This window comes from Bradyrhizobium sp. C-145, assembly GCF_023375135.1.
In the GTDB taxonomy this organism is placed as follows: domain Bacteria; phylum Pseudomonadota; class Alphaproteobacteria; order Rhizobiales; family Xanthobacteraceae; genus Bradyrhizobium; species Bradyrhizobium zhanjiangense.
The window spans coordinates 419,676-432,221 of sequence record NZ_CP088150.1; the positions used below are offsets into that span (position 1 = coordinate 419,676).

General features: G+C 64.9%; 8 protein-coding genes and 1 pseudogene. 2 read left to right on the plus strand and 7 right to left on the minus strand.

Annotated features, from left to right (window positions below; genetic code table 11):
- The first annotated feature begins 46 nt into the window (after window positions 1-46).
- A complete protein-coding gene (locus tag LRP30_RS01900) occupies window positions 47-1,663 on the plus strand; it encodes an acyl-CoA carboxylase subunit beta (protein ID WP_249759168.1) in 1,617 nt (538 codons plus the stop codon).
- Entirely contained in the window at window positions 1,660-3,636 is a 1,977-nt protein-coding gene (locus tag LRP30_RS01905) for an acetyl-CoA carboxylase biotin carboxylase subunit (RefSeq protein WP_249759169.1), read from the plus strand. Before LRP30_RS01900 ends, LRP30_RS01905 begins: the two co-directional genes overlap by 4 nt.
- A gap of 129 nt (window positions 3,637-3,765) precedes the next feature.
- Here LRP30_RS01905 and LRP30_RS01910 read toward each other — a convergent pair whose 3' ends face one another.
- The 7 genes and pseudogenes from LRP30_RS01910 to LRP30_RS01940 form a co-directional block, all read right to left on the minus strand.
- Window positions 3,766-4,752 (minus strand): dipeptide ABC transporter ATP-binding protein, encoded by a 987-nt coding sequence (locus LRP30_RS01910; protein WP_128930817.1) that lies wholly within the window; start codon window positions 4,750-4,752, stop codon window positions 3,766-3,768.
- Window positions 4,749-5,756: an ABC transporter ATP-binding protein gene (locus tag LRP30_RS01915; protein WP_128943373.1), complete on the minus strand. Its 1,008-nt coding sequence runs from the start codon at window positions 5,754-5,756 to the stop codon at window positions 4,749-4,751. Before LRP30_RS01915 ends, LRP30_RS01910 begins: the two co-directional genes overlap by 4 nt.
- A complete protein-coding gene (locus LRP30_RS01920; protein WP_091887158.1) occupies window positions 5,756-6,649 on the minus strand; it encodes an ABC transporter permease in 894 nt (297 codons plus the stop codon). The genes LRP30_RS01915 and LRP30_RS01920 overlap by 1 nt, the downstream gene beginning before the upstream one ends.
- Before the next feature lie 9 nt (window positions 6,650-6,658).
- Window positions 6,659-7,606 (minus strand): ABC transporter permease, encoded by a 948-nt coding sequence (locus tag LRP30_RS01925; protein WP_128930820.1) that lies wholly within the window; start codon window positions 7,604-7,606, stop codon window positions 6,659-6,661.
- Window positions 7,607-7,641: 35 nt separating this feature from the next.
- Entirely contained in the window at window positions 7,642-9,240 is a 1,599-nt protein-coding gene (locus LRP30_RS01930; protein WP_128943371.1) for an ABC transporter substrate-binding protein, read from the minus strand.
- 387 nt (window positions 9,241-9,627) lie between these two features.
- On the minus strand, window positions 9,628-11,178 hold the full coding sequence (locus LRP30_RS01935; RefSeq protein ID WP_128930822.1) for an AMP-binding protein: 1,551 nt from the start codon (window positions 11,176-11,178) through the stop codon (window positions 9,628-9,630).
- 19 nt (window positions 11,179-11,197) lie between these two features.
- A pseudogene (locus tag LRP30_RS01940) lies at window positions 11,198-12,350 on the minus strand (iron-containing alcohol dehydrogenase).
- Window positions 12,351-12,546 lie beyond the last annotated feature (196 nt).

Below are 12,546 nucleotides of genomic sequence, written 5' to 3' on the forward strand. Positions count from 1 at the left end.
ATTGCTTCGTCGCTTCGCTCCTCGCAATGACGGGTAGGATAGATTTATGTCCATTCTCGAAAACACTATCTCGCCCGGCAGCACCAGCTACCACGCCAACCGCGACGGCATGCTTGCGCTGATCGACCGCATGCGCGCGCTGGAAGAGCGCACGCGGGCAGCGTCCGCCGCAGCAAAGGACCGCTTCCACAAGCGCGGCCAGCTGCTGCCGCGCGAGCGCGTCGCGCTGGTGCTTGATCCCGGCGCGCCCTTCATTGAGCTGTCGACGCTCGCCGGTTACATGTTCGACGTTCCGGATCCGGCCAAGAGCGTGCCCGGCGGCGGCGTCATTGCCGGCATCGGCTTTGTCTCGGGCGTGCGCTGCATGGTTAGCGCCAGCGATGCCGGCATCGATGCCGGTGCGCTGCAGCCCTACGGCCTCGACAAGACGCTGCGGGCGCAAGAGCTCGCGCTGGAGAACAAGCTGCCTTACGTCCAGCTCGTCGAAAGCGCCGGCGCCAATCTGTTGCGTTACCGCGTCGAGGATTTTGTCCGCGGCGGCAACATCTTTCGCAATCTCGCGCGGCTCTCGGCCGCGGGATTGCCCGTGGTCACCGTGACGCATGGCTCGTCCACCGCCGGCGGTGCCTACCAGACGGGTCTCTCCGACTACATCGTCATGGTCCGCGGCCGCACCCGCGCTTTCCTTGCCGGGCCGCCGCTATTGAAAGCCGCGACCGGTGAGATCGCGACCGAGGAAGAGCTCGGCGGCGCCGAGATGCATACGCAGGTGTCCGGTCTCGGCGACTATCTCGCCGAGGACGATCGCGACGCACTTCGCATCGCGCGCGAGATCATGGCGGCGCTGCAATGGGAGCGGCCGGGCAGGGTAGCTGCGCGGTTCAAGCCGCCGCGCTACGACCAGGACGAGCTGCTCGGCATCATGCCGATGGATCACAAGCGCCCGGTGGACATGAAACAGGTGATCGCGCGCATCGTCGACGATTCCGACTTCACCGAGATGGCGCCGAACTACGGCCCCGCCACCGTCTGCGGCCATGCCCGCATCGAGGGCCAGGCGATCGGCATCATCACCAATAACGGTCCGCTCGATCCCGCCGGTGCCAACAAGGCGACGCATTTCATCCAGGCCTGCTGCCAGACCCGCACGCCGTTGCTCTATCTGAACAACACCACCGGCTACATGGTCGGCAAGGCCTATGAGGAAGCCGGCATGATCAAGCACGGCTCGAAGATGATCCAGGCGGTGACCTCGGCGACGGTGCCGCAGATCACCATCTATTGCGGTGCCTCGTTCGGCGCCGGCAATTACGGCATGTGCGGCCGCGGCTTCCATCCGCGTTTCTGCTTCTCCTGGCCGAACGCCAAGACCGCCGTGATGGGCGGCGAGCAGGCTGCAGAAACCATGGCGATCGTGACCGAGGCCGCCGCCGCGCGCCGCGGCAAACCGGTCGAGAAGGACAAGCTCGAGGCCATGAAGGCGCAGATCATTGGCGTGTTCGACGGCCAGATGGACGTGTTTTCGACCAGCGCGCGCGTGCTCGACGACGGCGTGATCGATCCGCGCGACACCCGCGCGGTGCTGTCCGAGGTGCTCGCGATCTGCCGCGAGGGCGATGCACGCACACCCCAGCGCATGCAGTTCTCGGTGGCTCGCCCATGAGGAACGGATCAGTGCAGCACCGGCCGTTCTTCAAGGTCCTGATCGCCAATCGCGGCGAGATCGCGCTCCGCGTGATGCGCAGCGCGCGGCAACTCGGCCTCGGCGTCGTCGCGGTCTATTCGGATGCCGATCGCGATGCGCTCCACGTGCGGCAGGCGGATCAGGCCGTGCGCATCGGCGAAGCGCTGCCGGCGCACTCCTATCTCAACATCCCCGCGATCATCGCCGCAGCCAGGGCGAGCGGCGCGGACGCCGTGCATCCCGGCTATGGCTTCCTTGCCGAGAATGAGGAGTTCGCGAGAGCTTGCAAGGATGCCGGTCTCGTCTTCATCGGCCCATCGCCGCAGGCGATCGAAGCTATGGGCAACAAGGCCGGCGCCAAGGAGATCATGAAGAAGGCCGGCGTGCCCATCGTGCCAGGCTATCAGGGCACTGACCAGGGCGACGAGGTCATGCTCGCCGAAGCCAAAAAAATCGGCTTCCCCGTGATGATCAAGGCGGTGGCCGGCGGCGGCGGACGAGGCATGCGGCTCGTCGCCGACGCGGCCTCTTTTCCCGATGCCCTGCGCAGCGCGCGGTCGGAGGCGAAGGCCGCGTTCGGTGATCCCACGGTCATCCTCGAACGGGCCATCCTGAACCCGCGCCATATCGAGATCCAGGTGTTCGGCGACAGCCACGGCAACGCGATCCATGTCGGCGAGCGTGATTGCTCGGTGCAGCGGCGGCACCAGAAGCTGATCGAGGAGGCGCCGTCGCCTGCGGTGACGCCGGAGCTGCGCGCGAAAATGGGCGAGGTGGCCGTCGCGGCCGTGAAGGCGCTGCGCTATGAGGGCGCCGGCACGCTGGAATTTTTGCTCGATGCGAGCGGCGACTTCTACTTCATGGAGATGAACACGCGCCTTCAGGTCGAGCATCCCGTGACCGAGGCGATCACCGGGCTCGATCTCGTCGAGCTGCAGCTGCGCGTTGCGCGCGGCGAGCAATTGCCGGTGAAGCAGCAGGATATCCGCTTCGAAGGCCACGCCATCGAGGTGCGACTGTGCTCGGAAGATGCCGCGCACGATTTCATGCCGCAGTCCGGCCGCATGGCGCGCTGGCAGGTGCCGGAAGGATTGCGCATCGAGCATGCGCTACAGTCGGATACCGAGATCCCGCCGTTCTACGATTCCATGATTGCCAAGGTGATCAGCCATGGCGCCACGCGCGAGGAGGCGAGGGGGCGGTTGATCGTCGGCCTGGAGCAGCTCACGGCTTTTGGCGTGACCACAAACCAGGCGTTCCTGATGTCGTGCCTGCGTCATTCCGGCTTTGCCAAGGGCGAGGCGACGACGGCGTTCATTGGCGCGCATCGCGACGAGCTGATGGCACCGCGCGCCAACAGCGCATTCAGCGTCGCACTCGCGGGCCTTCTGCTCTACGTCACCAGCCCGCAGGCGCCGTCATGGCGGGGCGGACGGAGCCTGTCGGCAACGTTCCCGCTGCCTGCGAAGATCGAGATCGCCGGCCAGATACACGAACTCGAAGTCACTCGCGAGCGCGACGGCAGCTACACAATCGCTACCGACGGCCGGGAAGCCAAGTTCGAAATCGATGAGCTTGATCCCGACGCCATCCGCTTCCGCCATGACGGCGTAATGGACAGCGCAAGATTCCTGCGCGATGGCGACCGGCTCTACCTCCAGCATCGCGGCATCCCGCTCGCGGTGAATGATCTCACGCTGGCCGCGCCGAAGGCTGCCGCGACCAACGGCGGTGACGGCAAGGTCCGCGCTGCCCTGAACGGCCGCGTCGTCGCCGTCCTGGTCAAGCCCGGCGATCGCGTCACTGCCGGTCAACCGGTGATGACGTTGGAAGCGATGAAGATGGAGCACGTCCACAAGGCCGGCATTGACGGCGTGGTGGCGGCGATCGACGTTGCCGAGGGCGAGCAGGTGACCACGGGCAGGATCGTGGCGGAGATCGGGGCGGGTTAGGGCGGCGAGCGCAGTATCGTAATCGTAGGGTGGGCGCATAGCACTGTGCCCACCGTCGTGCGGCGGTTGCGTCTGGGATGGTGGGCATGCATCGCTTTGCCCGCCCTACGGATCTTCGCCGGGACGACATTAGAGAGGTCGCCCCGTCCCCTCATTGAGCAAACACGCCACCCGATGTCCGCCAGCCGCCTCCACCAGCGCCGGCCGCTCCGTCTTGCACCGTTCCATCGCAAACCGGCAGCGGGTATGAAACGCGCAGCCCGAGGGCGGATTGACCGGGCTCGGCACATCGCCATCGACCAGGGGCGCAAGTTTTTTCGCGAGCGGATTGGCGATCGGCACCGAGGCGAGCAGCGCCTGCGTGTAAGGATGCCGCGGGTTGCGGAACAATTCGTCCTTGTCGGCGATCTCGACGATCCGCCCGAGATACATCACCGCGACGCGGTGGCTGATATGCGCGACCACGGCGAGATCGTGCGCGATGAAGAGATAGGAGAAGCCGTGCCGGCGTTGCAGGTCGATCAAGAGATTGATCACTTGCGCCTGGATCGAGACGTCGAGCGCGGAGACCGGCTCGTCGCAGACGATCAACCGCGGCTCCAGTGCCAGCGCTCGCGCGATGCAGATGCGCTGACGCTGGCCGCCGGAGAATTGATGCGGGAAGTTGCGCATCTGATCGGGTCTTAGGCCCACCTGCTCGAACAGTCTCGCGACACGCGCCTCCAGCGCCTTGCCGGTGGCGAGCCCATGCACGGCCAGCGGCTCGCCGACGATGTCGCCCGCGGTCATGCGCGGATTGAGCGAGGCAAAGGGGTCCTGGAACACGATCTGCATCGAGCGACGGTGCGGCCGTAGCGCCGTCTTCGAGAGATGGGTGATGTCCTCGCCTTCCAGGCGAATCTGGCCCGAGGTCGGCTCGACCAGCCGCAGCACGCTGCGCGCCACGGTCGACTTGCCGCAGCCGGATTCGCCGACGAGGCCAAGCGTTTCGCCAACACCGAGCGCGAACGAGACACCATCGACCGCGTGCACGGTGCCGACCTGCCGGCGCAGCACGCCCGCACGCACGGGATAGTGCTTGATCAAGTCCGTGACCTCGAGCAGCGCCTCGCTCATGCTACCTCCGCCACTTCCTCCGCGCGCCAGCAGGCGGCGAGATGGCCGCCGCCCCAATCGGCGAGCGGCGGATATTCGTCCTGGCAGCGCTTGATCGCGAGTGGGCACCGCGGCGCGAAGGCGCAGCCTTTCGGCAGCCGCACCAGCGACGGCACCGTGCCCGGAATTTCGTTCAGCCGCGGCGGCGCGGCGACGCCGGACGCCGGCACGGCCGGAATCGAAGCCATCAGCCCCCGCGTATAGGGATGCTTTGGCGATGCAAACAGCGCTTCGACGCTGGCTTCCTCGACCTTGCGGCCCGCATACATCACGATCACGCGCTGCGCGGTCTGCGCGACCACGCCGAGATCATGCGTGATCAGCACGAGCCCAGTGCCGAGCTCCTTCTGAAGGTCGAGGATCAGCGCCAAGATCTGCGCCTGGATCGTGACGTCGAGCGCAGTGGTCGGCTCGTCCGCGATCAGCAGCGCCGGACGGCACGCCAGCGCCATTGCGATCATCGCGCGCTGGCGCATGCCGCCGGAGAGCTGGTGCGGATATTCGCGTGCGCGCCGCGCCGGCTCGGGGATGCGCACCAGCCGCAGCATCTCGACTGCGATATCCGCCGCTTCCTTGGCCGACAAGTTCCGGTGCAGCCGCACCGCCTCGACGATCTGGTCGCCGATCCGCATCACCGGATTGAGCGAGGTCATCGGTTCCTGAAAGATCATGGAGATGCGGTTGCCCCTGACAGCACGCATCTTCGCTTCATCCAGCGCCAGCAGATCGGTGCCTTCGAGCGTGACGGAGCCGCCGACAATGCGGCCCGGCGGATCAGGCACCAGCCGCATCAGCGATAGCGCCGTGACGCTCTTGCCGCACCCGGATTCGCCGACGATCGCCAGCGTCTCGCCGCGCTTCACGGTGAACGAAACGTCGTCAACCGCCTTGAAGAGTCCCGAATTGGTGAAGAACACCGTCTTCAGGTTCTTCACGTCGAGCACGAGGTCGGATTTGTCAGCCATCAGCCGCGCTGCCGGGGATCGAGGATATCACGCAGGGCGTCGCCGAACAGATTGGCACCGAACACGGCGAGGCTGATGGCGATGCCCGGGAAGATCACCAGCCACGGCGCGGTGCGGACATATTCGGCGGCGGATTCCGAGAGCATACGCCCCCACGATGGATAAGGTTCGGGAATGCCGAGGCCGAGGAAGGACAGCGAAGCCTCGGTCAGGATGGTCGAGCCGAGCTGGGCGGTCGCCAGCACGATCAGCGGCGCCAGCGTGTTCGGCAGCACGTGGCGCAGCGCTATCCGCATCTCGCTCATACCGATCGATTTTGCAGCCTCCACGAAGGGCTGTTCGCGCAGTGCCAGCGTGTTGGCGCGGATGACGCGCGCGACCGTCGGGATCAGCGGAATGGCGATAGCGATGATCACGTTCGGCAGTGATGGGCCGAGCGCCGCCGTCATCACCAGCGCCAGCACCAAGAGCGGCAGCGCCTGGAGAACGTCGGAGACGCGCTGGAACACGAGATCGACCCAGCCCGAGAGATAACCGGAGGTGAGGCCGACGATCACGCCGATCGAGCCGCCGAGCGCCGTGGAGCCAAGCCCGACCGCGAGCGAGATCCGTGCACCGTGGATGATGCGGCTGAACACGTCGCGGCCGAAGGAATCGGTGCCCATCCAGTGCGCCAGGCTCGGGCGCGCCAGCGCGCGGGCGGAGTCGACCGTCAGTGGATCGTAGCGTGCGATGAAGTCGGCGAAGATTGCGGTGAGCACGAACACCGTCATGATGACGAGGCCGGCCGCGCCAAGCACGTGCCGCTGGGCCATGAACAGCACGCGCCGCCAGCCGCCGGTCGCATGCGCCCCGGCCCGTCTCAGTTCAACGTCGAAGTCGATCGCAGCCAAGCTGATCTCCTAATCCGTGTACCTGATGCGCGGGTCGAACACCGCGTAGAGCATGTCGACGGTGAAATTCGCGAACACGACCACGACCGCGATGAACATCACGAGGTTCTGCACGATCGGATAGTCGCGCCAGCGGATTGCCTCGACCAGGAAGCGGGCGACGCCGGGGATGTTGAACACGGTCTCGGTTACGATCAGACCGCCGATCAGGAATGCCGCCTCGATGCCGATCACGGTGATCACCGGCAAGATCGCGTTCTTCAGCGCGTGGTGATAGTTCACGGCGGCGTCGGATGCGCCCTTGGCGCGGGCAGTGCGGATATAATCCTGCCGCAGCACCTCCAGCATCGAGGAGCGGGTGATGCGCATGGTCAGCGCGGCGCTGCGGAAGCCGACGGCGGCCGCCGGCACGGCATAGGTGGCAAATGCCTCAAGCCAGGTTTGCGGATTGGGATTGAAGATCGGCATCTGGCCGAACATCGCCACCGACGCGGTGAGGATCAAAAGGCCGAGCCAGAACGAGGGCAGGGACAATCCGCTGAGGCTGACGACACGCAGCGCATAGTCGAGCCGGGTGCCTTGCTTCACGGCGCTGATGACGCCGAGCGGGATGCCGATGGACGCTGAGAACAATAGCGCGAGGCCAGCAAGCCGCGCCGTGATCGGAATCCGCGGCAGGATCTCCTGAAGCGCCGGCTTCTCCGACACGTAGGAATAACCAAAGTCGCCGCGCAGAAGACCGCTGATCCAGTGCCAATATTGCACGATCAGCGGCTCATCGATGCCGAGCTCCTTCTCCAGATTGGCCTTGTCGGCGGGATCGACATAGCCGGCCGCGGCGAACAGGATGTCGACGATGTTGCCGGGGACGACGCGCAGCAGGAAGAAGATGACGATCGAGATCCCGAACAGGGTCACGAGCATCAGGAACAGGCGTCGCACCAGATAGGCAAACATGCACCGCCTCCTGTCGAACGCCTCAGCCGCCCGCGTTACTTGTCGAGCCAGACGTCCTCATAGCGAAAGCCGTTATAAGAGCTGTTCGACATGATCGTGATCCCCTTGACATAAGGCTGCCAGCAGGTGCCGGCCCGCGCGTGGAAGATGATCGGACGGGCAACATCCTCCTGCAGCTTCTTGTCGATGTCCCAGACCAGTTGCTTGCGCTTGCCAACATCGATCTCCTGCGACTGCACGTCGAACAGCTTCTCGATCTCCTTGTTGCAATAATTGGTGTAGTTCCGCTCCGAGCCGCAAGAGTAGTTCTCGTAGAAGGACTGGTCGGGATCGTCGACGGAATTCCCGGTCAGGTTCAGGCCGAGCATGTAATCCTTGCGTGCGACCTTCGGGAACCAGTTCGCGGTTTCCACGACGTCGAGCTCGCCGTCGATATAGATGCTCTTGAGCTGGTCGATCAGGATCACCGCGGGATCGCGATATTCCGCGAGATTGCGTGTCGAGACCTTCACGGCGAGGTGCTTGTCGGGGCCGTAGCCGGCCTTCTGCATCAGCTTTCTGGCCTCCTCCCGGCTCGCGTTCACGTTCGGGCCATAGCCTGGGATGGTCTCCAGCTTGTCCTTGGGCATGCCCCAGATGCCCTGCGGCGGCGGCAGCATGGTGCCGCCGATATCGGCTTGGCCCTCGAACAGGATGTCGACGAAGGCTTTGCGGTCGAGCGCCATCGCCATCGCCCGGCGGATGTCGATGTTGTCGAACGGCGCGGAAGTCGAATTGACGATGATGTTGGTCGAAACGTTGGTCGGCTCGACTGCGCAGATCGCGTTTGGCGCCTGTGACTTGATATCCTTGAGGAGCGGGATCGTGATGTGCGTCGGGAAGGTCATGTCGAACTTGCCGGCGACGAAGGCGAGGATCGCGGTCGAGCGGTTCGTGATGATCGTGTACTCGATGCCGTCGAGATAGGGCAGGCCCTTCTTCCAGTAGTCCGGGTTTCGCGTCAGCTTGATTGATTCATTGGCCTTGAACTCGACGAATTTGAACGGGCCGGTTCCGACCGGGTGGGTGCGCATGTCGGCCGGCGAGACGTGACAGGGGTAGATCGGCGTATAACCGGATGCGAGCATTGCCAGCAGCGACGGTTGCGGCCGCTTCAGGTCGAAGGAGACCTCGAAATCGCCGTTCGGCGTGACGTCGTTGACCTCATTGTACCAGGCCTTGCGCGGATTCTGCCGCAGCTTCTGCTGCGATTTGCCCATCAGGAGATCGAAAGTGCATTTGACGTCGGCCGACGTGAACGGCTTGCCGTCATGCCATTTGACGCCCTGGCGCAGTTTGAAGGTCAGCTTCTTGTTGTCGCCGCTCCAGGACCAGCTCTCGGCCAGCTCTGGCCTCAGGGTATCAGGGCTGTTCTGCGCGATGTGCTGGTCATAGATGACCAGATTGTTGAATACCCCCATGAAGGGCACGTTGATCGAATAGGTCGCGCCCTCGAGGATGGACGCATTGGCCGGGCTGTCGCGATGATACATCCGCAGGATCCCGCCCTGCTTGGGCTCGCCGGCAAGCGCAATGGTCGAAAACGCCAGCAAAGATAGCGCCGCCGTCGCGGCGAGCGCCCGCACGCTCCGCATCCTCGTCCTCCCTGGACATCGGCCTTTTGGCCTGTTTGAGGGGACGATAGCGATGGGCGTGGAGGGAGGCAACCGGCAAGGCCGCCCACGCTCTCGACAATTCGGATGACGGAAGGCCGCAGGGCTTCATTCTCTCACGATGCGAGAGTGCAGGTGCGAAGGGACGGTTCCTGTATCGATGTTGGGGCGCAAGCCACATCAACAAACTCCGGTGTCGTCCCGGACAAGCGCGCCCCAAGCGCGCGCCGATCCGGGACCCATAGCCACAGGGAGTGGTTTGGCGAAGACTCGGAGTTGCCTGCTCGCGCGACGATTGTTCCCTTTGGCTATGGGTCCCGGGTTCGCGACCTCGTCGCGCCCGGGACGATGGCTGAGTGTGGCTGCGCCTCACACGATCCGCGATGCCTTGTTCCCCCAGTACCTATCCCGCAGCAGCCGCTTGTACAGCTTCCCCGTCGGCAGCCGCGGCAATTCCTTTTCGAAATCGACCGAGCGCGGCACCTTCTGCCGCGACAGCGATTTTGCGCAGAACGCGATCAGCTCTTCCGCCAGCGCAGGGCCCGGCACCACGCCCGGCATCGGTTGCACCACTGCCTTCACCTCTTCGCCGAGATCGGCATTGGGCACGCCGAACACCGCGGCGTCGGCGACCTTTGGGTGGGTGATCAGCAGATTTTCGCACTCCTGCGGGTAGATGTTCACGCCACCGGAGATAATCATGAAGGTCGCGCGATCGGTGAGGTAGAGGAAGCGGTCCTTGTCGACATAGCCGACGTCGCCGACTGTGCTCATGCTGCCGTCCGCCGAGCGCGCCTCCCGGGTCTTCTCCGGGTCGTTGAAATATTCGAACGGCGAGGCGGTCTTGAACCAGACCTGGCCCGGCGTGCCGGTCGGGCATTCCCTCATGTTCTCGTCGAGGATGTGGAGATCGCCGAGCAGAACCTTGCCGACGGTGCCGCGATGGGCGAGCCACTCCTCGCTGTTGCAGGCGGTGAAGCCGAGGCCCTCGGTGGCGCCGTAATATTCATGGATGATCGGGCCCCACCATTTGATCATGTCGTCCTTGACGAGGGCCGGGCAGGGCGCCGCGGCGTGGATCGCGATCTCCAGCGACGATAGATCGTAGCGGCTGCGCACCTCCTCCGGCAACTTCAGCATGCGCGAGAACATCGTCGGCACCAGCTGGGTGTGGGTGATGCCCCATTGCTCGACGAGCTCAAGGTAACGCTCCGGATCGAAGCTCTCCATGATGATCACGGTGCCGCCCATGCGGATCGTGAGATTGACTGCCGCCTGCGGCGCCGAGTGATAGAGCGGCGCCGGCGACAGATAGACCATGCCCTCGCGGTAGTGCCAAAGTTTCGTCAGGAAATCGAACAGCGGCAGATTGTGCTTTGGCGGCTCCTCCGGCAGCGGCCGCAGGATGCCCTTGGGCCGTCCGGTCGTGCCCGACGAATACAGCATCGCGGTGCCGAGCCACTCGTCTGCGATCGGCGTCGTCGGCAGATCGGCGGTCACCTCCGCAAGACCGACGATGCGGTCGCTCTCGCCCGGGCCATCGGCGACGATGCAGAGCTTGACGTCGGGGCAGGCCTGGATCGCCTCGCGCGCGATGTTGAGCTTCGCCACCGACGTGATCAGGATCTTGGATTGGCTGTTGACGAGGAGATAGGCGAGCTCGCCCGGTGTCAGGAAGGAGTTGATGCAGGTGTAGTAGAGGCCGGAGCGCTCGCCTGCGCCGCAGGCCTCGAGATAGCGCGAATTGTTCTCCATGAAGATCGAATAATGATCGAGCCGCTTCAGGCCGTGCCTGCGAAACAGATGCGCGAGGCGGTTACTGCGCGCCTCCAGCTCGCGATAGGTGACGGTCTCGCCCGTCGCCGCCATGATGAAGGCAGGCTGGAGCGGACGTAGGCGGGCATGCTGACCTGGGTACATCAGTCCTCCGGCTTTTGGATCATGCGGCAAGAAGCAGGATTTCACGCACTTGCGCCGGGCTGTCGATCCTGCGCGGATTGTGCGGGATCCAATTCGTGCGCATCGCCTGTGCGGCGATGGCGTCGAAATGCTCCGGCGACACGCGCACCTCGGCGAGGCTGCGCGGCATGCCGAGCGAGCCAATGAAGGCATCGAGCACGTCGGCGGCATCTCGGCCAGGAAAGCCCATGGCGGCCGCGACGATCATCTGGCGCTCGGCATTGTCGGGCGCATTCCAGCGCATCACCGCCGGCAGCATGACGCAGGAGGTGTAACCGTGCGGCACGTCGAAGGCCGCACCCAGCGCGTAGCCAATGCCGTGGCTCGCACCCATCGGCACGCCCGCTGCGAGCGCCCATCGACAGCCAGGTACCGATCTGCGCATCCATCCGCGCGTCGAGATCGGCAGGATCGGCCTTCACCCGCGGCAGCGCGTCGGCGAGCATGGCGAGGCCCTTCATCGATTGCGCGTCGGCATAAGGGTGAGTCTCGCGCGAGCAGATCGCTTCCACGCAATGGTCGACGGCGCGGACGCCGGTGGAGAGAAACAGCCATTCCGGCGTGTGCACGGTGATCGCGGGATCGAGGATGGTCGCGCGCGGCACCATGAGCGGATGCCGCAGCATCTGCTTCACATTCGTGCTGCGGTCGGTCACGCCCGCGATCGCGCTGAACTCGCCGCCGGCGATCGTGGTCGGCACGCTGATCTGGCGCACTGTCGGCGCGGTCATTTCGGGTGCGACGCCCTTGTGCACGCGGATGCGCTCGATGCCGCCGATATCGTCGATGCCGTTGGCGAGGCACAGCTGCACCGCCTTGGCGCCGTCGGTGATGGAGCCGCCACCGACGGTGACGATCAGATCGGCGTTCACCTCGCGCGCCGCATGGGTGGCGGCGATCACCGCCTCGCGCGGCGTATGCGCCGGCATGGCGTCGAACAGGCCGGCGCAGCGCTCGCCGAGCGCCTCCCTGATCTTCGTGATCTCGTCGGTCTGCCGGTTGAGCGTGCCCGAGACCATCAGGAAGGCGCGGCGCGTTCCCAGCCGGTCCATCTGCGCGACGATGGCTTCGGCTGCGGGATGGCCGAACACGACCTCCTCGATCGCGCCATAAACGACACGTCCCTGGTGCACGCTTGTCCTCCCCGGACAATTCGTCTTGTTTTTGTAGGGGGTAGTCTAGACGAGCAGTTGCGGCCCGTCATGCGCGAAGACGCTGGGCCTCTTCTTAACCCTCCCCCTCCAGATAGGGCTATCGCATATGGCGTGAATAATGCTTCGGCATCGGCAGTGGGCTCCCTCTCCCGCTTGCGGGGGAGGGCTGGGGTGG